General features: G+C 40.3%; 18 protein-coding genes and 1 pseudogene. 3 read left to right on the forward strand and 16 right to left on the reverse strand.

The annotated features are described in order from the left end of the window. Positions 1-431 precede the first annotated feature (431 nt). Both WYK_RS07100 and rpsU read right to left on the reverse strand, forming a co-directional pair. On the reverse strand, positions 432-878 hold the full coding sequence (locus WYK_RS07100) for a GatB/YqeY domain-containing protein (RefSeq protein ID WP_040373848.1): 447 nt from the start codon (positions 876-878) through the stop codon (positions 432-434). A gap of 14 nt (positions 879-892) precedes the next feature. Next, on the reverse strand, positions 893-1,066 hold the full coding sequence (rpsU, locus tag WYK_RS07105; RefSeq protein WP_028391853.1) for a 30S ribosomal protein S21: 174 nt from the start codon (positions 1,064-1,066) through the stop codon (positions 893-895). Between the two features lie 237 nt (positions 1,067-1,303). Here rpsU and WYK_RS07110 point away from each other — a divergent pair, with 237 nt between their 5' ends. Then, positions 1,304-2,236: a Na/Pi symporter gene (locus tag WYK_RS07110; RefSeq protein ID WP_235782465.1), complete on the forward strand. Its 933-nt coding sequence runs from the start codon at positions 1,304-1,306 to the stop codon at positions 2,234-2,236. 125 nt (positions 2,237-2,361) lie between these two features. Here the strand turns inward: WYK_RS07110 and deoC are convergent, their stop codons facing one another. The 13 genes and pseudogenes from deoC to gpr all read right to left on the reverse strand — a co-directional run bounded on the left by deoC (position 2,362) and on the right by gpr (position 18,443). After that, positions 2,362-3,033: a deoxyribose-phosphate aldolase gene (deoC, locus tag WYK_RS07115; protein WP_040373850.1), complete on the reverse strand. Its 672-nt coding sequence runs from the start codon at positions 3,031-3,033 to the stop codon at positions 2,362-2,364. Positions 3,034-3,810: 777 nt separating this feature from the next. Beyond that, positions 3,811-5,157: a tRNA (N(6)-L-threonylcarbamoyladenosine(37)-C(2))-methylthiotransferase MtaB gene (gene mtaB / locus WYK_RS07125; protein ID WP_040373852.1), complete on the reverse strand. Its 1,347-nt coding sequence runs from the start codon at positions 5,155-5,157 to the stop codon at positions 3,811-3,813. Between the two features lie 4 nt (positions 5,158-5,161). Next, positions 5,162-5,914, reverse strand: coding sequence for a 16S rRNA (uracil(1498)-N(3))-methyltransferase (locus WYK_RS07130; protein ID WP_040373853.1), 753 nt, complete (start codon positions 5,912-5,914; stop codon positions 5,162-5,164). 97 nt (positions 5,915-6,011) lie between these two features. After that, complete coding sequence (gene prmA / locus WYK_RS07135) at positions 6,012-6,953, reverse strand: 50S ribosomal protein L11 methyltransferase (protein ID WP_040373854.1); 942 nt, start codon at positions 6,951-6,953, stop codon at positions 6,012-6,014. Positions 6,954-6,975: 22 nt separating this feature from the next. Continuing rightward, positions 6,976-8,103, reverse strand: a complete 1,128-nt coding sequence (dnaJ, locus tag WYK_RS07140; RefSeq protein ID WP_040373855.1) for a molecular chaperone DnaJ — start codon at positions 8,101-8,103, stop codon at positions 6,976-6,978. A 222-nt stretch (positions 8,104-8,325) separates the two neighbouring features. Continuing rightward, a complete protein-coding gene (gene dnaK / locus WYK_RS07145) occupies positions 8,326-10,158 on the reverse strand; it encodes a molecular chaperone DnaK (RefSeq protein WP_040373856.1) in 1,833 nt (610 codons plus the stop codon). Positions 10,159-10,195: 37 nt separating this feature from the next. Beyond that, positions 10,196-10,786, reverse strand: coding sequence for a nucleotide exchange factor GrpE (grpE, locus tag WYK_RS07150; RefSeq protein WP_040373857.1), 591 nt, complete (start codon positions 10,784-10,786; stop codon positions 10,196-10,198). 86 nt (positions 10,787-10,872) lie between these two features. Continuing rightward, entirely contained in the window at positions 10,873-11,901 is a 1,029-nt protein-coding gene (hrcA, locus tag WYK_RS07155; RefSeq protein WP_040373858.1) for a heat-inducible transcriptional repressor HrcA, read from the reverse strand. A 114-nt stretch (positions 11,902-12,015) separates the two neighbouring features. Beyond that, complete coding sequence (gene hemW, locus WYK_RS07160) at positions 12,016-13,155, reverse strand: radical SAM family heme chaperone HemW (protein WP_040373859.1); 1,140 nt, start codon at positions 13,153-13,155, stop codon at positions 12,016-12,018. 73 nt (positions 13,156-13,228) lie between these two features. Further along, positions 13,229-15,064, reverse strand: a complete 1,836-nt coding sequence (lepA, locus tag WYK_RS07165; protein ID WP_040373860.1) for a translation elongation factor 4 — start codon at positions 15,062-15,064, stop codon at positions 13,229-13,231. Positions 15,065-15,715: 651 nt separating this feature from the next. Continuing rightward, on the reverse strand, positions 15,716-16,036 hold the full coding sequence (locus tag WYK_RS07170; protein ID WP_040373861.1) for a DUF3679 domain-containing protein: 321 nt from the start codon (positions 16,034-16,036) through the stop codon (positions 15,716-15,718). A 17-nt stretch (positions 16,037-16,053) separates the two neighbouring features. Continuing rightward, a pseudogene (gene spoIIP / locus WYK_RS07175) lies at positions 16,054-17,248 on the reverse strand (stage II sporulation protein P). A 76-nt stretch (positions 17,249-17,324) separates the two neighbouring features. Further along, the gene (gene gpr / locus WYK_RS07180; protein ID WP_040373862.1) at positions 17,325-18,443 is read right to left on the reverse strand and encodes a GPR endopeptidase; all 1,119 of its coding nucleotides are present in this window, start codon (positions 18,441-18,443) and stop codon (positions 17,325-17,327) included. Between the two features lie 255 nt (positions 18,444-18,698). On the opposite strand from gpr, the gene rpsT reads away from it, so the two are divergent. Beyond that, on the forward strand, positions 18,699-18,965 hold the full coding sequence (gene rpsT / locus WYK_RS07185; RefSeq protein WP_040373863.1) for a 30S ribosomal protein S20: 267 nt from the start codon (positions 18,699-18,701) through the stop codon (positions 18,963-18,965). 92 nt (positions 18,966-19,057) lie between these two features. Here the strand turns inward: rpsT and holA are convergent, their stop codons facing one another. Beyond that, the gene (gene holA / locus WYK_RS07190; RefSeq protein WP_040373864.1) at positions 19,058-20,071 is read right to left on the reverse strand and encodes a DNA polymerase III subunit delta; all 1,014 of its coding nucleotides are present in this window, start codon (positions 20,069-20,071) and stop codon (positions 19,058-19,060) included. Positions 20,072-20,503: 432 nt separating this feature from the next. On the opposite strand from holA, the gene WYK_RS23840 reads away from it, so the two are divergent. Then, positions 20,504-20,638, forward strand: a complete 135-nt coding sequence (locus WYK_RS23840) for a YqzM family protein (RefSeq protein ID WP_040373865.1) — start codon at positions 20,504-20,506, stop codon at positions 20,636-20,638. Positions 20,639-20,717 lie beyond the last annotated feature (79 nt).

Consider the following 20,717-nt stretch of genomic DNA (forward strand, 5'->3'; position numbering starts at 1 on the left):
GGACCAAAAGGGCGCTCCTTACCTTTTGAGGACGCTCATCTTTTCCACAGCGGGCTAGGCGGCGGAACTAGATTCATAAAAAAAGTGCAGACGCCTCGTTCAGACCGTAAAGGAAATAGGGAGTGGACCAAAAGGGCGCTCCTTCCCTTTTGAGGACGCTCATCTTTTCCACAGCGGGCTAGGCGGCGGAACTAGATTCATAAAAAAGCGCAGTGCCTCGTTCAGACCGTGAAGGAAATAGGGAGTGGACCGGCGGAACTAGATTGAAAAAGTGCAGACACCTTTTCTGCAAAGAGTTCAAATTTAGGCTTTATTGATATGTACTAGTATGTATAAAAGTCTATACATTGAATAATTTTTCTTTGCAAAAGGATACTAATTCAAGGTAAAGCAAAAAACCACAGGCATATGCCTATGGTTTGGTTTTGAGATCAGGATAGATGTTGTTGTACTAATTTATTAATTAGAGAACCATCTGCTTTGCCTTTTAGCTTCGGCATTAAAGCTCCCATAACTCTCCCCATATCTGCTTTAGACGAAGCATTAATCTCTTCAATCGTTTCAGAAACGATTGTAGAAACTTCTTCCTCTGAGAGTTGCTTCGGCATATATGCCTCAACGTAACCTATTTCGATTCGGACTTTATCCACGAGATCTATACGACCGGCGTTTTCAAACTCTTGGAGGGAGTCTTTGCGTTGTTTTAATTCGCGAGAAAGTATCGTCAATTCTTCTTCTTCAGTTAGTTCACGGTCTGCTTTTTTAAGTGCTTCATTTTGAAGTGAAGACTTAAGCATCCGTATAACAGATAGTTGATCCTTGGCTTTATCTCTCATCGCTTGTTTCATATCATTATTTAAACGCTCGAGAAGACTCATATTTCCACCCTCTCTTAGAATTTACGTTTTCTAGCAGCTTCAGACTTCTTCTTACGTTTAACACTTGGTTTTTCATAGAACTCACGCTTCCTAGCTTCCTGAAGCGATCCTGCTTTAGACACAGTACGTTTGAAACGACGAAGAGCATCTTCAAGTGATTCGTTTTTACGAACGACGGTTTTAGACATCTCTTTCCCTCCCTCCGAAAACAACACACTAACTCATAGTTGGCAACATGTTATAACATGTACTAAACCATTATAATATATGCATAACACCTGGTCAACTCAATAATAAGACAATTTTCCGAGATATGGTTGGATAATGCTATATATATACCCTTTTTTTAAAAAAATATTCATCAATCCAGTAAAAAAAAGCATTTTTACCATGCCCGTCCATAGAATATATGAGGGGTGAAGGTTGTGCAGGTATTATTATTATTTTTCTTATATATTATTATGTTTTTAACTGGGATGTTTGTCCTCCGCATTGGATTATTTAATGCAGCAGGTGAACGGTTAAAGTCTTTTCTCGCGCTCGTAACGAATAAACCATGGAAAGGATTCCTAGCAGGTATTTTTTTTACTGGCATTCTTCAAAGCAGTTCAGCTGTCATGGTGATGGCAGTCGGATTAGTTGCCGCAAGAGCACTGACATTTCCGCAAACAATCGGCATAATACTCGGTACCAATATTGGTTCGACCTTTACTACTGAATTCATGGCTTTTCCAATGGATCGCTGGATCGTTCCCGGCATCATTTTAGGAGCCTTGCTTTGGTTAATTCCCCATCACTTACCTAAAAGCATTGGGACGGCATTCATTGGAATCAGTGCCATTTTCGCGGCAATGGGTGGCTTTAAAACACTTGCCGGACCCCTTGCAGCCTTTCCCGCAGCTGCAGAAATAATTACGCTGATTGAGAATCACTTGGGCTTTGCACTGCTGATTGGGGTAACACTCACCGCGATTATCCATTCGAGTTCAGCCACCGTTGGTTTAGCCATGAGTTTTGTTGCCGCGGGAGACTTGAGCGTTGCCTCCGCTATTGTGATTATGCTCGGTTCTAACATCGGCACATGCATTACCGGCTACATGGCGAGTATCGGTTCAGGAAGAGAAGCCACTCTAACCGCTTATTCCCATATATGGCTGAATTTTTTCGGCGTCCTGTCTTTTCTCCCATTCATCGGTCTCCTTGAAAACACTACTGCCTACTTCACTACGGAAAAAGCACTACAGCTTGCACACGCAAGCCTTCTCTTTAACCTGATAACATCACTCGCTGTCCTGCCCTTTGCAAAACAATATTCTCGTTTTATTTTGCGGATACACGGAGGCAGAATTTCCCTATAAATAACAAACGAATCCAAGTTAACACATACCCTTTAATGTATTCTGCTTGGTAGTATTGGTGAATGGTGTCCAATCAAAAAAAAGCGCAGCTCTCTAAAAAGAGGGCTGCGCTTTCTATAGTACTCTTAGTAATCAGAATCAGCTGTAAGTCCTTTGATGATAGAAACACCAGCACTAGCGCCGATACGTGTTGCACCTGCTTCAATAACTTTGTTAGCATCTTCTGTATTACGGACACCACCTGAAGCTTTAACTCCAATATCAGGTCCTACTGTTTTGCGCATTAACGCGATATCTTCAGGAGTTGCGCCGCCTGTAGAGAATCCAGTAGAAGTTTTCACGAAGTCAGCTCCTGCTTTAACAGCAAGTTCACAAGCGCGAATTTTTTCTTCCTCAGTTAATAACGAAGTTTCGATGATAACCTTTGTTAGGGCTTTACCTGTAGCAGCAGCTACAACCGCACGAATATCACGTTCAACTAGTTCGTCATCCTTGTCCTTAAGCGCGCCGATATTAATAACCATATCAACTTCATGTGCACCGTTTTCAATTGCATTTTTCACTTCAAATGCTTTTGTTTCTGGTGTATTAGCTCCTAGAGGGAATCCGATAACCGTACAAACCTTCACATCAGAACCTTGAAGCTGTTCGCTTGAATATTTTACCCAAGTTGGATTTACACAAACCGATGCAAAATGATGTTCCTTTGCTTCGGTACAAATTACCGTAACTTGATCCTTAGTTGCATCTGCTTTTAATAAAGTATGGTCAATGAGACCGGCTACATTTTGTGCCATTTAAACATTCCTCCCAAAAAATAAGTGGGTTGTACGTACCTCTTCATAATAGCATACTGTCTACTAAAAAACGAATTTCTATTTGGGTAAATTTTGTGAATCATGATTAAATTAACCTAAAACCCAACAAATCATCCTGAATAAATGAAGTCTCGGCTCCGTAACTACCAAAAAATGAAGCTCTGGGCTTCAATTCTTCCGCAACTTCGATTTATTCTGCCCGAACTCAAGATGATTCTGCCTTAACTCGGGATTATTCTTCCCGTACTCATATAGATTCTTCCCTGCCGCTTTTTGGCTTTTAAAAATAGGGTATCTGGCTTCTTTAGTTACACGTTCTGGACAAAACATGCTGAATGAGCGAAGTCTCGGCTCTGCAACTAACCAAAAATCAGGCTACACGCTCCATTTCTTCCGCAACTTCGATTTATTCTTCCCCAACTCAAGGTGATTCTGCCTTAACTCGGGATTATTCTTCCCGAACTCAGTATGATTCTTCCCAGCCGCTTTTGGCTTTTAAAATTAGGGTATCTGGCTTTTTAGTTACACATTCTGGACAAAACATGCTGAATGAAATGAAGTCTCAGCTCCGTTACTACCAAAAAATCAGGCTCCGAACTCCATTTCTTCCGCAATTCTAATTTATTCTTCCCGAACTTAAGATGATTCTGCCTTAACTCGAGATTGCTCTTCCCTAACTCATATAAATTCTTCCCTACGCTGAATGTCACCAACACAAAAAAGCTGTCGAGGGTTTCTCGACAGCTTTCCGTATCATCAAATTGCAAGGTTGCCTTCTAGTTCGCGAACAATTGTGACAAATTGCCCTTCACTGAATGGGTAGCCTGATTTTGTGATTTTTACTTTGACGACTTCGCCAATCATATCTTCTGATCCTAGGAAGACGACTTTTAGATAATTATCTGTGTATCCTTCGTATAGACCCTGTTCTTGGTTTTCGTTGAAACGATTTTCGGGAATCACTTCAACAATTTCACCTTCATAACGGGATGCATATTCTTTGGCCAGTTGATCAGATAATGTGATTAGACGATGGACGCGCTCATTTTTTATCTCTTCATCTACTTGATTTTCCATTCGAGCAGCCGGTGTTCCGGTCCGTTTTGAATAAGGGAATACATGCAGTTCAGAGAATTTATGGTCTTTGATAAAATGATAGGTCTCCAGAAACTCTTCTTCCGTTTCACCAGGGAAACCAACGATAACATCAGAGGTAACCGCTAACCCTGGAAGTGCCTTATGTAATTTAACAAGACGATCTGCAAAGTAGTCCATTGAATATTTCCGTCTCATCCGTTTCAACACTGTATCCGAACCAGACTGAATCGGAATATGGAGATGCGGCACTACTTTTTTGGAGTTAGCAAGTACTTCAATGACTTCATCACTAATTTGGCTTGCTTCAATCGAAGAAATACGAATCCGTTTCAAACCATGAACCTGTTCTTCCAAATCACGAAGCAGCATGGCAAGATTATAATCTTTCATGTCTTCGCCGTATCCACCCGTATGGATACCAGTTAAAACAATCTCCTTATACCCTGCATCAACCAACTGCTGTGCTTGTTTAAGAACTTCCTGTGGATCACGTGAACGCATTAACCCACGAGCCCATGGAATGATACAGAATGTACAGAAATTATTACAGCCTTCTTGGATTTTTAAGGATGCACGAGTCCGATCAGTAAATGCCGGAACATCCAGCTCTTCATAGACCCGCGTTTTCATAATGTTGCGCACACCATTGATTGGCTGCCGTTCTACCTTAAATTGCTCGATCAGCCCCAATAGTTTTGTGCGGTCTTGTGTACCAACAACAATATCAACGCCTGGAATGGCCATGATTTCTGCTGGAGACGTTTGGGCATAACATCCAGTTACCGCAATAACAGCATCTGGATTACTCCGGATGGCCCGGCGGATTACTTGCCGGCTTTTTTTATCACCGGTATTAGTAACTGTACATGTGTTAATAACATAAACATCGGCAGTTGATTCATATTCCTTACGCTCATAGCCTTCTGCCTTGAATAATTGCCAAATAGCTTCGGTTTCATAATGATTTACTTTACAGCCTAACGTATGAAAAGCAACAGTCGACATATCATCACCCCAAAAGTTCTAAATGATAAGAAACAGCAGCAAGCGCATACAGCGGTGCTGTTTCTGTACGCAAAATTCTTGGACCCAGCCCGCAAGCAGTAAAGCCTGCTTCCACCAGCTTGTCCAGCTCTTTCTCTGTTATTCCGCCTTCCGGTCCAAAGACAAACAAAATGGATTGTCCTGGTTTGATTACTTTCAAAGTAGATGCCAGTTTAGCAGTTTCGCCCTGCTTAGCCGATTCTTCAAATGCAATCAACTTATAATCATAATCTTGAGCGCGTTCAATCAACCCTGATAAAGTGACTGGTTCATTCACAACAGGCACTACTGTACGATGTGATTGCTCAGCCGCTTCCTTGGCGATTTTTTGGAGACGCTCGGTTTTCTTACCAGCTTTTTTTTCATCCCACTTGACTACCGAACGTGCTGCCTGGAAAGGGAAAAAGGAAAAAGCTCCAAGTTCGGTTCCTTTTTGGACAATATATTCTAGCTTATCGCCTTTTGGCAGTCCGCTGGCAATACTCAGTCTTACAGGAAGCTCTTTCTCTTCCTTAGTCCATTCAATAACATCCGCCAACACAGCATCATCAGTTATTGTTTTAATTTCAGCAACAGCAGCCTGTCCTCCCGGCTGTACAACGATCACGGTATCTCCTGTTTCCATTCGCATCACACGGACAATATGATGAAAATCATCACCAGTTATCGTTACGGATGATTCAGTAAAACTCTCCATTGGTACAAAATATCGCTGCACACTTACACCCACTTGTTGGTAATATTAGCGAACATTTACTTAATCATAACAAAATGGCGCTATCATTATCAAATCGATAATGCGCGCCTTTTGAAAATCAGTTATTTTTTTTAGCAATCAACGCAACCCAGTCTTCCATCAAAATGGTTTCTTCAATGGTAAAACCTGAAGCGATAATAGCGTCTTTTACGTCTTGTTTCTTAGGATTAATGATACCCGAGGCAATAAAATAACCACCTGGTTTAACAACCGTTGCTACGTCATCAGTAAAGCGCATAATGACTTCAGCCAAAATGTTAGCCACAACGATATCCGCTTGTTCGTTTACACCATCGAGTAAATTTCCCTGGGAAACATCCACACGATCCTGAACCTTGTTTAGCTTAACATTGATTCTTGCTGAATTGACGGCTACTTCATCCAAGTCTAGCGCTTGAATGTGTTTCGCCTCTAACAGTGCTGCCGCAATACTTAAAACTCCAGATCCTGTACCGACATCCACCACTAAATCGCCTGGTTTGACCATTTGTTCTAAAGCTTGGATGCACATAACGGTTGTCGGGTGTGTTCCTGTTCCAAACGCCATCCCAGGATCGAGTTCAATTATTAATTCATCACTTGAAACCGGAGTATAATCCTCCCACGTTGGAACAATGGTAAACCGTTCAGAAATTTTAACTGGGTTATAATATTTCTTCCAAGCTGTAGCCCATTCTTCTTCATTAACCTCACTGATTGATACCGAGTTTTTCCCAAGATCGATATCAAATAACAGTAAATTATTAATGGCTTCTTTAATTTCTTCCACGGTTTCACCAAGAAAACTATTTACAGGCAGATAGGCTTTAACAATAACGCCCTCTTCTGGATAATCGGCAGGGTCAAGCTGGTAGATTTCCCCGAAAACATTTTCTCGTACCTTGAAAAGTTCCTGAGGATCTTCTATAACGACTCCACTAGCACCCGCCTCATGTAAAATATTTGAAACGGGTTCTACCGCATCGTTTGTTGTATGGATTGTAAATTCAGACCATTTCATAATCTACCAACTCCCCTAGTACTTAGTCGCCTTTAAAAGCACGTTTCACTTTTGCAAAAAAGCTTTGTTCTTGCTCATCAGGAGCATTTTGTCCGCTGATTTCAGAGAATTCTCTAAGCAGCTGCTTTTGTTTTTCGGTAAGCTTACGCGGTGTAACCAACAAGATCACAACATGCTGATCTCCTTGACCATATCCTCTGACATTCGGCGCACCTTTTCCTTTTAAACGGAAGCGGGTTCCTGTTTGTGTACCAGCCGGAATTTTCAATTTAACCTTACCATGTACGGTAGGTACTTCAATTTCATCACCAAGAGCTGCTTGAGCCATGGTTATCGGCATTTCACAATAAATATCATCGCCATCGCGTTCAAAGAACTCATGACTGCGGATAGAAAATACAACGTATAAGTCGCCTGGAGGGCCGCCGTTAACACCTGGTTCACCCTGTCCAGTTACGCGCAGCTGCTGACCGTCATCGATACCCGCGGGAACTTTAACTTCAATTTTCTTACGTGTTTTAACTTTTCCTTCACCATGACAGGTTGAACATTTGTTTGGAATGATTTTCCCTGTACCTTGACAGTGATGACATGAACGTTTATTAACAATCCGGCCAAATGGCGTATTTTGTTCAACATTTAGCTGACCCGTACCTTGACAATGTGAACAAGTATTAACTTTTGTACCAGGTTTCGCGCCCGATCCCTTACACGTTTTACATTCTTCTTCACGTGGGATTTCAATCGTTGTGTCTTTACCAAACACAGCTTCTTCAAATTTAAGTGACATCGTATATTGAAGATCCGCACCCTGACGCGGTGCATTTGGATCTCTGCGTCGTCCGCCGCCGCCGCCGAAGAATGAGCTGAAAATATCTTCAAACCCGCCAAAACCGCCGCCGCCGCCGAAATCTTGACCAAAGCCTTGATTCGGATCCGTATGACCAAATTGATCATAATGTGCTTTCTTTTGCTGATCACTTAATACTTCATAAGCTTCGCTGATTTCTTTAAATTTTTCATCCGCATCTGCAGCCTTATTAATATCTGGATGATATTGTTTAGAGAGCTTACGGTAGGCTTTCTTAATCTCTTCTTTTGTAGCACTTTTCGAAACACCAAGCACTTCATAATAATCTCGTTTGTTCATTTATTATTCACTCCCGATCCGATTCACATAAAAATAATAATAGCACTCTATCTCTAATAAGCGCAAGCATCTGTTATAGGAAGAACGACAAATTTCGCCATTCCTTGACAGCCTGTTTTAGGTCTTTCTAACCCGTTTTGAATCCCCTTTTTCAATCAAAAAAGTCAAAGCCAAGAGAACCTGACTTTGACTTTTTTTATCGGTACATTTAGTTAGACCGACTTATTTCTTTTCTTCGTCGTCGACTTCAGTGAAGTCAGCATCAACCACATTATCATCAGCAGGGCCTTGTTCAGCTCCGCCTTCCGCAGCTTGCTGTGCTTTAGCAGCTTCTTCATAAAGTTTAACTGTTAAGGTTTGAACGATTTCAGAAAGCGCGTCTTTTTTCACACGGATTTCTTCAATTTCATTCTTCTCGATAGCAGCTTTTAATTCTTCTTTTGCTTCGTTAGCTTTTGTTACTTCTGCTTCGTCTACTTTACCTTCGAGATCTTTAAGCGTCTTTTCAGTTTGGAAGACAAGCTGATCTGCTTCGTTGCGAAGTTCTACTTCTTCTTTACGTTGTTTATCAGCTTCAGCATTTTCTTCTGCTTCACGAACCATGCGGTCGATTTCTTCATCAGAAAGACCTGAAGAAGATTTGATTGTAATGGTTTGTTCTTTGCTTGTGCCAAGATCCTTCGCACGTACGTTAACAATACCGTTTTTATCAATATCAAATGTTACTTCAATTTGCGGTACGCCGCGTGGAGCTGGCGGAATGTCGCTTAATTGGAAGCGTCCAAGTGTTTTATTATCTGATGCCATTGGGCGTTCACCTTGAAGAACGTGGATATCAACTGCTGATTGGTTATCAGCTGCAGTTGAGAACACTTGTGATTTGCTTGTTGGAATCGTTGTATTACGTTCGATTAATTTAGTGAACACACTTCCCATTGTTTCAATTCCCAATGAAAGTGGAGTTACGTCAAGAAGAACAACGTCTTTAACATCACCAGTCAACACGCCGCCTTGAATCGCAGCACCCATAGCTACTACTTCATCAGGGTTAACGCCTTTGCTTGGCTCTTGACCAACTTCTTTACGGATTGCTTCAACTACAGCAGGAATACGAGTTGATCCACCAACTAGGATGACTTTATCAATTTCAGAAGCACTTAAACCAGCATCCTTCAATGCTTGACGAGTAGGTCCCATTGTACGCTCAACAAGTTCAGATGTAATTTCATCGAATTTGCTTCTTGTTAATGTAACATCAAGGTGAAGTGGTCCAGCTTCTCCAGCAGTGATGAACGGTAAAGATACTTGAGTTGAAGTGACACCAGAAAGATCTTTTTTCGCTTTTTCTGCTGCATCTTTCAAACGTTGTAAAGCCATTTTATCTTTTGAAAGATCAACGCCGTTATCCTTTTTGAATTCAGCTACTAGGTAATCAATAACTAATTGGTCAAAGTCGTCTCCACCAAGTCTGTTATCGCCAGCAGTTGATTTAACTTCGAATACACCGTCGCCTAATTCCATAATGGAAACGTCGAATGTTCCGCCGCCAAGGTCAAATACAAGGATTGTTTGATCTTCTTCTGTTTTATCCAAACCGTAAGCTAGCGCTGCAGCAGTCGGTTCGTTGATGATACGTTCTACTTCAAGACCGGCAATTTGACCAGCATCTTTAGTAGCTTGACGTTCAGCATCATTGAAGTAAGCAGGAACAGTAATAACTGCTTTCGTTACTTTTTCACCAAGATATTCTTCAGCATATGATTTCAAGTACTGAAGGATGATTGCTGAAATTTCTTGAGCTGAATATTCTTTTCCTTCTGCTTCAACTTTATGGTTTGTACCCATATGACGTTTAACAGACATAATTGTGTTAGGGTTAGTAATTGCTTGACGCTTTGCTACTTCCCCAACTTGACGTTCGCCGTTTTTAAATGCTACGACTGATGGTGTTGTACGGTTGCCTTCTGGATTTGGAATAACCTTTGGCTCTCCGCCTTCAAGTACGGATACACAAGAGTTTGTAGTTCCTAAATCAATACCGATAATTTTACTCATTATAGTAACCTCCTATTTAATATGTAATCAGGACTGCTTATCCGTTCACTTTAACCATTGCTGGACGCAGGACGCGGTCCTTCAACATGTAACCTTTTTGGAATTCTTCAACTACTACATTCGCATCAAAACTGTCGTCTTCTACTTGCATGACAGCTTGGTGAAGATGGGGGTCAAATTCTTTACCCACCGTTTCGATAGGCGTAATGCCTTCTTTTTTCAATGCTTCTAGGAGACCTTTATAAACCATGTCCATTCCAGATAGCAATGACTTTGTTTGCTCATTGTTCGCTTCCACCTTCGTTGCTCGTTCAAAATTATCAAGAGCAGTCAATAAATCAGAAGCAAGGCTCTGAGCTCTATATTTTTGGGCAGCCTCCGCATCTAAACGGGCACGGCGCCTTGAATTATCGAAATCAGCTTGTAAACGCAAGTAACGATTTTCTAATTCATTATATTTTGCTTCTAAATCAGCTAGTTTGCTGTCTTCTTCAGAAGGTGTTTCAACATTTTCTGCTTCAATTTCTTCTTCCGCAAAAATCACTTCTGCCTCTGGGGTTTCTTCCAGATTTTTATCTTCAGTGTTTTCATTTTCTAGCGATGCGTCTTTTTTATTCGTTTCTGTCATAATCTCACCTCCCCAAAAGGGTGCTTTATATGGTGAAAGGTACAGTATGGAAGGTGTAAACCCTTGCCTCACTCTATCCTTTACTACTATTTTTGATACAACTTCGTTAATAGTGCCGTGAAATCATTGGAGAAGAACTGCAGCAGGCTGATTACTCTTGAATATTCCATCCGAGTCGGACCCAGAATAGCCAGTGTTCCTACTTGTTCATTTCCTACTGAATAGGTTGCTGTAATTAAACTGCAATCCTTAAGAATAATGTTTTTATTTTCTCGCCCTATCGAAACATGTATACCGGAAGGATTCTGTGTAATAATTTCATAAATACCCTTTTCCTGTTCAATCATCGATAGAAGAGAAGTTATCTTATCGATATCATGGAATTCCGGCTGCTTAAGCATGTTCGTTTTACCGCCGAAAAACAATTTTTCAGAAATGGTACCTGAAAAACTATCAGCAAGGGATGAAACCAGTTCGCCGTAGCTATGAATGTGCTGTCGTAAAAGAACAGCAACTTCTTTATATATTTTGTCCTTTAATTCAATCAGCGGAACACCTACAAGCCGTTCATTTAAAATATTCGCCACTTTCTCCAGCTCATTTATATCAAATGACGGCGGCAAGGAAAACGTTTTGTTTTCAACATGTCCAGTATCCGTTACGATAATCGCTATCGCTGCTTCTTGATTTAATGGGATAATCTGAATCTTACGCAGCTTATGTTCATGCACTTTTGGTCCAAGAACAATCGATGTGTAATTGGTTAATTCAGACAAAATATTAGCGGAATTCTTAATGATATTCTCCAGCTCATAAATCCGTTCTGCAAACACCGATTTAAGCATTAATCTGTCATCTTTGTTCAACGCTTGGGGTGAAAGCAAATGGTCTACATAATACCGATACCCTTTTTCCGAAGGTACCCTGCCTGACGAAGTATGAGTTTTTTCTAAAAAGCCCAAGTCCTCTAAATCAGACATTTCATTACGGATCGTTGCCGAGCTAAAGGTAATTCCCTCTTTTTTCGACAAACTTCTAGAACCAACCGGCTGAGCATTACTGATAAAATCATCAATGATGATTTGTAATACTAATAATTGACGATCAGTTAGCATCTTTGATCACCTCTGTTAGCACTCTGTCTTAGCGAGTGCTAATATATTAATAAATTATCAAAAGCCGTCAGTGATGTCAACGATTGTAGCTCTATTTCTAAGAAATTTTTACATTTAACCATTTAAAAACGCTTGGAAAACTTCATTTCCCAGCAGCTTTCCCTTTTCCGTTAAGCGGATAAAATCATTTTCCTGCACTAATAAGCCGTGTCGAGTCTGCTCTTCGATTGGTTTCGCGAAAACTTCAGTCATTTCTACAAAAAATTTATCTTTAAAATGCTGCATAGAAACACCAGCCGTTTTTCGCAAACCGAGAAACATTTCTTCTTCCATTTTTTCATTAAGAGGGACAACATGCGTTTCTAGAACAGGCAGTTCGTCAGCTTGAAGCGGGTTCATATACTTTTTCACTGGTCCATGGTTCGCAATTCGTTTCCCGCCAGTATAGCCATGGGCACCAGCTCCAATTCCGTAATACTCCTCATTGTTCCAATAAGTTAAGTTATGCCGACTTTCAAAACCTGTCCGAGCAAAGTTACTGATTTCATATTGATGCAAATTATGCTTTTCCATCGTTTCCATCAGTTTTTCATACATATTTGCTTCGGTATCTTGAGGCGGTAAATGTAGTTTCCCCTTTTGCATGAGATTATAAAAAACAGTTTTTGGCTCAACAATTAAGGAATAGCTCGAATAATGCGGGAGATCAAGCGCTAGCGCCTTATCAAGTGTGTCAGTAAAATCTTCCATTGTTTGACCAGGCAATCCGTATATTAAATCAATACTGATATTCGTAAAACCGACAGACTGAGCTTTTTCAATCGTTTCATAAACATCTGCTGCACGATGTGTCCGGCCAATTCTTTTTAATAAATCATCCGTGAAGCTCTGAACACCAAAGCTTAATCGATTTACACCGGATTGATAGAGAATTTCTAGCTTTTCCCGTGACAATTCCCCAGGATTGGCTTCAAACGTATATTCCCCGTCTTTTTTTAACGTAAAGGTTTCAGAAATGGAGTCACATAAATACTGAAGTTGGGTTTCATTTAAAGACGTGGGCGTGCCGCCGCCAACAAAAATCGTTTCCAATTCAGGTGCACTAGGATACGTTTTTACTTGAAGCTGCATTTCCTTTTTCATCATCTTCAAATACTCATCGACCGGCTGACCTTGCAAGAATACTTTATTAAAATCACAATAGTGACAAATATGTTCACAAAATGGGATATGGATATATGCGCTTTGAATCAATTTGTTCACAACCTTTTAAGATGGAAAAAGAGGCTAGATGCACAAGCGCCTACCCCCTTTTTTCAACGTTCATTTATTTTTTCGGAGTTGTATCATCCATTTTCAGTACGGCCATAAATGCTTCTTGCGGCACTTCAACTGAACCGACTTGCTTCATCCGTTTTTTACCTGCTTTTTGCTTTTCAAGCAATTTACGTTTACGCGAAATATCGCCGCCGTAACACTTAGCCAAAACGTTTTTACGCATTGCGCTAATGCTTGAACGAGCAACAATCTTTTGTCCAATCGCTGCTTGAATAGGTACTTCAAATTGCTGTCTTGGGATTAGTTTTTTCAATTTCTCAACAATCAGCTTACCGCGTTCATATGAAAAATCAGTATGCACGATAAAGCTCAATGCATCCACCGTTTCCGAATTCAAAAGAATATCCATTTTCACTAGTTTCGATGGTCTGTAACCAATCAACTCATAGTCAAATGAAGCGTATCCTCTTGTATTGGATTTTAATTGGTCGAAGAAATCATAAACAATTTCTGATAGTGGAATTTCATATACAATGCTGACCCGATTTTCATCCATGTACTCCATATTGACGAAGTTCCCACGTTTCTTTTGGCCCAGCTCCATAATCGTTCCAACAAACTCATTAGGTGCCATCATTGTTGCTTTTACATACGGTTCTTCAACCCGCTCAATTTTCTGAGATTCAGGCATATTAGCCGGATTATCTACTTTTAATTCTGTACCATCTGTCAGAATAACATCATAGATAACACTCGGTGCGGTAGTAATCAGATCAATGTTAAATTCACGTTCGATCCGTTCTTGAACAATTTCCATATGAAGCAGTCCAAGGAATCCACAACGGAAACCAAATCCAAGTGCCTGTGAAGACTCCGCTTCAAATTGAAGCGCTGCATCATTTAGTTCTAATTTTTCAAGAGCATCACGTAAATCATTGAATTTAGATGCATCAATTGGGTACAGTCCGCAATAAACCATCGGATTCAGTCTACGGTAACCTGGCAATGCTTCAGTCGCACTATTTTTAGCACCGGTAATCGTATCCCCAACACGGGTATCCCCAACGTTTTTAATCGCACCAGTTAAAAAGCCAACGTCACCCACAGTCAATTCATCACGAAGCTCAACCTTCGGCGTCATTGCACCGATTTCGATTACTTCAAATTCCTTGCCTGTAGCCATCATTTTAATTTTATCACCTGGCTTAATCGTCCCATCAAATACGCGGATATAGGCAACTACCCCACGATAGGCATCATAAACAGAGTCAAAAATCAAGGCTTTTAAAGGAGCATCAGGATCACCCTGCGGAGCTGGAACAAGATCAACGACCTGTTCAAGAATTTCTTCAATCCCAATACCTGCTTTTGCAGAAGCAAGAACAGCTTCCGATGCATCCAGACCGATAACGTCTTCAATCTCTTGACGAACTCGTTCCGGCTCTGCACTCGGAAGATCAATTTTATTAATAACTGGAATGATTTCAAGGTTATTATCAAGAGCCAAATAAACATTCGCTAATGTTTGAGCCTCAATACCTTGAGCCGCATCCACAACAAGAACAGCCCCTTCACAAGCTGCAAGGCTACGTGAAACTTCATACGTGAAATCGACATGTCCCGGTGTATCAATCAGATGGAAGGTATATTCCTCTCCATCCTTTGCTTTATATTTCAGTTGCACAGCATTCAATTTAATCGTAATTCCGCGTTCACGCTCAAGATCCATTGAATCCAACAGCTGACTCTTCATTTCGCGCTGAGCCAATGCGTTCGTCTTTTCTAAAATCCGATCCGCCAATGTAGATTTACCATGGTCAATATGCGCAATAATGGAAAAGTTACGAATTCTCGATTGTCTCGCCAATTTCTCTTCTCTATTCATACAATCACTCCTACTTATCGACACAATACACTATTTTTCATTATATCAGTACAGTATATAAGATTCAATTAAAAACGGTGCATTTACTAGAATATACAAACTCCCTAAACAACTACCTCTCTCTATTGATTTGAATGTGTTTTGCTAGCGGGGCCGAAGTTTTCTCTATTAGGAGATAGAGGGAGGTCTGAATCTTTCGTCATTTGGGAGGAATGTTGGCTCGTTGGGCCGAATTAGCATTCCTTTCCAGCTTTCATAGCGACTACTCATCAAGGTATCAGCCCAAACTGGGGTGGGTTTTATAAAAAGGGTAACTTTAAGGGTTTTATTTAATGTAATTACACTTTTTTCTTCACAATCTTTGCTAAGCGGCGGTTCCTACTATTTTATATACGGTAGGGCCGAATAATCGTGAGAATGGATCGAATCTTTTGCAAAATGGGCCGAATGTTTTCTCGTTTGGGCCGAATCATCATCCCTTTCCAGCTTTCATAGCGACTACTCATCAAGGAATCAGCCAAACTGGGTGTTTTTTTATAAAAAGGGTAACTTTAGGGCCGCACCTACTATAATACTTCACTGATTTTCCCCGTTACCACAAAAAAATTCCCGCCAACCTTATTTTAGGTTGTTGACGGGCTGCTTACGTATTTAGGTTCCGGAAATGAGACCGATGAGTTTCTCAAATCCAATAGAAACTGTGTTTGATACCTTTTTTCCTACTGAGGAAAAGAAATTATAAGCACCAAGTTCTTCGATTTTTTGTTTCTTTTTTTCAATGTCATGGCTGGTTACAGTCTGGCCTAGAATTTCTCCTTCATTTGGTGACTCTACTGAAAAGGCACTGGATAATGAGGGGTCGTCGTAGCCTTTCATGTTTTTCATGCCTTGATTAGCAAACTGCATACCGAGCAACACGCCAAAAAACAGGAGTAAAACAGCAAATGTACAGATTACACTAAATCGGAACATGTCTACCCTTCTTTCCTTTATTCAGAAGACGTTTCAGCTGGTTTACTAACTTCTTGAGCATTCCAGTAAATCTCGCTAAATACATCGGCAAATGCATCAGTTGTTAGGAACATTTCCTCGAATGTATTATCCACCCCGCCAATCTCAATCAACAGAGCGTTTCCAGACAAATCTTGGTTGTAGATTCCATTTTGTCCTGACTTCTTTTGTAGACTGATTCCCCATGAAAGACCAGGATATTTTTTTCCATCGCTTTATGCAATTTTCCAGCTAATTCCGCATTCTTTTCGTAATTCGTATTCTTTCCTCCAATGACAAACGCTATACGTGCATACGTCTTTCCGTTAATCACCCGTGTTGTGTCTTTTTTCGTTTTGAATCACGGTGAATGTCAATTAAATACTGGATATCCTGATTTGCTGCCATTGCTGCTTTGACCGCTGTTCGAGATTCCAAATAAGATTTTCCATAGGTTAGTCCTTTTTTATTCATTTGCCCCTGAATATCTGTTTTATTTAAGGATGCACCAATTCCTTTTTCCTCAAGATCCTTTTGAAGCTGGGCACCTAGCTTGGTCACATTAATTTTAGAATGGTAGGCCTGATTTGGATTCGTGACACCTTTTAGGTAAGGTAAGTAAGATTCTCGATTATGTGTGTGATAAATCTCGACGACTTTTCTGCCTTCGGTTGTCAGACTTGGCTGCTTGGAAGGTGTTTGATCCGGTTCTGCAATCGTATCCACATTCTGCAGAGCAGCTTCCCTTTCTTCATTTAATACATCAAGAGGCGGTGCGGATTCATAAGGCATGTTTGTATAATTCGCATCTTTACCGGCGACAAGAATTTGATTATCAAAAATTGAAAAACCAGGCAGTTCCCTTCCCAGCAAGCTTCGCGGATCATCCAGAGAAATATTCGTTGAAGCTTTAAGGATTTGCTTACCTAGTCCCGTATCAGCTTGTCCACCTGGAAGTGCATGATTAAAATAGTGATTTTCATTGGCGATTAACGAAAATAAAACCTTGCCAGAAAATTGGTTGGTTACGGTATTCACTGATTCTGATGAAAGACGATATTCCGGACGCAAGGACGTTAACAGACCGCTGACTGCAAAAAACAGCAGAAGTGTAGCTAGAATGGCAAGAAGCCCTTTTATAATTGTTGATATATGGATGACGGCGACGAAATCTGCAGGCCGGTTTCTTTTCATTCCTTCCACCCTTTCAGTAACTTGTCTAGTAATTCATATGACTTTACTAGAAAGAGTAGAACCCAAAATCACAAACTCAACGTGTATAGTAACCGGTATTTTCCTGATTAACCGCATCGTGTAATGCCGCGTTTATCCCATTTGCCAATAGATTGGCCATATCTTCAACAAACACATCTACTTCCTTGGGCGTGACCATTAAATTATGACCGATTGGTGATAATACTTCATAGATCAGCTTCTTTTTTTCATCGTCTGCCAGCGTTCCAACAATGCCCATAAAGGTTTGTCGATGCTGCTCATCAGGCAAATCCTCTTCTGCTAATTTTTTTCGTTTACCGAGTGTAAACCCTGCAGGCGTCAGGGCCCTTGACGGACTTTGACTTGCTTTCATTTCACTGCCAAAATGCTTAAGAATATAATCAATGGTGTCACTTGTAATAGAAACGGCATCCACCACCGTTGGAACCCCTATCGCAATAACAGGAATCCCTAATGTTTCATTACTTAATTCCTTCCGTTTATTGCCCACACCTGAACCTGGATGAATGCCCGTATCCGTTATCTGGATTGTCGAGTTGACCCGATCGATAGATGCCGCTGCCAGTGCATCTATAACTAAGACAAAATCCGGTTTACTTTTTTCAATAACGCCCTTAATAATATCGCTGGTCTCTATTCCCGTAATGCCCATTACACCAGGAGCGATCCCGCTGACAGGCCGATACCCTTCCTTCACCGATTCTGGCTGCAACTCAAACAAATGCCTTGTGATAACCAAGTTTTCGACTACCGCTGGACCTAAGGCATCAGGAGTGACATTCCAATTACCAAGCCCCACTACTAAACAACTACTCGCCTTTTCCACTTGCACCTCTTTTAAGAAATTGGCTAGTTCTTGGGCGAACACCTTTTCAACAACCATCTGAAGATCTGTATCCTGTTGACGGATTCCCTGAACTTCTAAAGTAAGATACCTTCCCGCTTTCTTCCCAACTACTTCTTCTCCGTCCTTATCTATTTCAACTAAACTAATTTTTAAGTCATCGACATCCCGTTCTTTGATTACGACACCGTTTAAATGAGAAATATTTGCTTCCCCAGCCACCCCTTTTTCACCAAGTGCTATTTCTCTGGCTTCAATGGCTAAATCGGTTCGAATCCCATAATTCCGTAAATCTAGTTTTTTTTCCACCGCTGCTCACACCTCACATAGAATAATTGCAATTGTTTTTCTTTAACATTTTGCCGATATTTCTTTTTTATTATTCATAACTCTGGTACAATACCTTTAACGAGATATAGCTTAGATGAGACATAATTCTTTTCGATACTGATTCAGATATTGCATTATATAACAGTGTCTGATAAAATATAATTTGTGCTATTTAGTATAGATTTGAAAAGTCGGGACCATTTAATCTCGATTTCTATGTAGGAGGTGAACGGAATGCCAAACATTAAATCTGCTATCAAACGCGTGAAAACTAACGATTCACGTCGTCTACGTAACGCAAATGTTAAATCTAATGTTCGTACATCTGTTAAAGTTGCTGAAACTGCATTGGCTGGCGACAACGCTGCTACTGCTAAAGAAGCTTTATTAACAGCTGCTAAGAAATTAGACAAAGCTGCATCTAAAGGACTTATCCATAAAAATGCGGCAGCCCGTAAAAAATCTCGTTTAACTAAGAGACTTAATTCATTAAACGCTTAATTTTTAATGAGTTCAAATTAACGATCCATTCGGGTCGTTTTTTTTGTATACAAAAAGGCGTTGGAACATTCCCACGCCTCTTTTTTATGGCTTTATCTCATTTTCATCAACAATAATTCAAGCGCAATAGCTTTTTCAATTTGGCCCGTTTTCATCTTATAATCCGCTTCGGCAAGATCATTAATGATCGCTAACAATTCACGTTCATCAAATTTCCCGTTTTTCTGAAAGGCTAGTTTTACTCGATATGGATGTATTTTCAAGGCAGAGGCAATTTTTTGCTGACTATAGCCTTGCTTTGAAAGTCCCTTCACTTGATACATCAAACGGACTTGACTAGCAATAACACCCAAAATCTTAATAGGCTCTTCATTCTGCCGCAACAATTCATGATAAATAGACAATGCTTGTTCGATATTTCGCTGCAAGAGATGATCTACCAGCGTAAAAACATTCTGCTCAAGCGATTTGCCCACAAGCTTTTCAACCGTTTCTACATCAATCGTTCGTTCTTCTTCTACATACAAAATCATCTTATCCATTTCATTTGCAAGCATCATTAAGTTAGTCCCTGCAAGCTCAAGTAACATTTCAATTGCGGCATCATCCATTTCAACTTGTGCTGCAGCGGCTCTTTCTCTAGTCCACGTCTTCAAGTCATGTTCCGAAAGCTTCTTAGCCTCAAAAAGAGCTGCCTTCCGTTTTAATTCCTTTGTTATTTTTTTCCGTTCATCTAACTTTTCATATGGAGCGACCAAGACAATAATGGAAAAAGGAGCTGGATCAGCCAAATATTGTTCAAGTTTTTTTACGTTATGCTCTACTTTTGACTTATTTTTCTCCGCTGTTAAAAAGAACGGATTCATCAAGAATACCAAACGTCTCTCCCCAATAAACGGCATCGTTTCCGCATCTTCCAAAGCCGTTTCAATTGGAGTCTCTTCCAAATCAAATTGAGCAAAATTAAAATCCAACTCATCTTCACTCAATGCATGCTCAAGCAAAAGCTGCTTCGTCTCATTGATTAAATAACTCTCATTGCCAAGCAACAAATAAACAGGTGCAAACTGTTTTTTCTTTATATCTTTCCAAACATCCAATACCAAAATAATTCCGCCTCTTTTTATGTATTCTTATCCCTTTATGGTATAGATGCAAAAGCGATTTGACAAGCCTTTGAGTAAGAATAAAAAACGGCAGAATAAGGGAACCGGTCTCATTGGCACCGATTCCCAATCTATATGAACGCTGTAAGCAAGCCCCTAGGTTTAACTTCCTTTACAGCGGTTATAGTACGAACATGAACCAACAGTCGACTGACTGAAATGATATTCTTTTTTGGATTGGAACGGTGCGCCGTACAATTATTTTAGCCCCGCACGTCTAAAGTATTTGTGTTAACTCTTGGGAACAAAAAAGCAGACGACTTCTGGTTAAAGTGGTAAGTTTCAACATAATTTTACAGGCAGTGGTTTGGGAGCGGTAGATTTTTTTCTAGGTATCGCTTATACTATTAAGTGAAATAGGAGGGGTATATTATGAATGAATTTGAAAAAAATGTACAAACAAAGCGGAATGACGTTGGCGACTCAGCAGTAGGTTTTATTGCTTCTTTCGTATTTTTTGCACTCTTGTTCACGATTGCTGTTGCTGTACAAGTAATTGGCTCTTAATTAGTCGTATACATAGACTAAAAATACGACCTGCTTGATAAGTTGACTGGGATAAACTTTCTAGCTTGGAGGCTGCAGA

The organism is Peribacillus psychrosaccharolyticus ATCC 23296 (assembly GCF_000305495.1).
Classification (GTDB): Bacteria; Bacillota; Bacilli; order Bacillales; family DSM-1321; genus Peribacillus; species Peribacillus psychrosaccharolyticus.

Excerpts from the sequence above, each read along its gene's own strand:
- mtaB (WP_040373852.1), bottom strand. The coding sequence starts at position 5,157 with ATGTCGACTGTTGCTTTTCATACGTTAGGCTGTAAAGTAAATCATTAT.
- dnaJ (WP_040373855.1), bottom strand. The coding sequence starts at position 8,103 with ATGAACAAACGAGATTATTATGAAGTGCTTGGTGTTTCGAAAAGTGCT.
- rpsU (WP_028391853.1), bottom strand. The coding sequence starts at position 1,066 with ATGTCTAAAACCGTCGTTCGTAAAAACGAATCACTTGAAGATGCTCTT.
- WYK_RS23840 (WP_040373865.1), top strand. The coding sequence starts at position 20,504 with ATGAATGAATTTGAAAAAAATGTACAAACAAAGCGGAATGACGTTGGC.
- hrcA (WP_040373858.1), bottom strand. The coding sequence starts at position 11,901 with ATGCTAACTGATCGTCAATTATTAGTATTACAAATCATCATTGATGAT.
- dnaK (WP_040373856.1), bottom strand. The coding sequence starts at position 10,158 with ATGAGTAAAATTATCGGTATTGATTTAGGAACTACAAACTCTTGTGTA.
- deoC (WP_040373850.1), bottom strand. The coding sequence starts at position 3,033 with ATGGCACAAAATGTAGCCGGTCTCATTGACCATACTTTATTAAAAGCA.
- WYK_RS07170 (WP_040373861.1), bottom strand. The coding sequence starts at position 16,036 with ATGTTCCGATTTAGTGTAATCTGTACATTTGCTGTTTTACTCCTGTTT.
- grpE (WP_040373857.1), bottom strand. The coding sequence starts at position 10,786 with ATGACAGAAACGAATAAAAAAGACGCATCGCTAGAAAATGAAAACACT.
- lepA (WP_040373860.1), bottom strand. The coding sequence starts at position 15,064 with ATGAATAGAGAAGAGAAATTGGCGAGACAATCGAGAATTCGTAACTTT.
- WYK_RS07100 (WP_040373848.1), bottom strand. The coding sequence starts at position 878 with ATGAGTCTTCTCGAGCGTTTAAATAATGATATGAAACAAGCGATGAGA.
- prmA (WP_040373854.1), bottom strand. The coding sequence starts at position 6,953 with ATGAAATGGTCTGAATTTACAATCCATACAACAAACGATGCGGTAGAA.
- rpsT (WP_040373863.1), top strand. The coding sequence starts at position 18,699 with ATGCCAAACATTAAATCTGCTATCAAACGCGTGAAAACTAACGATTCA.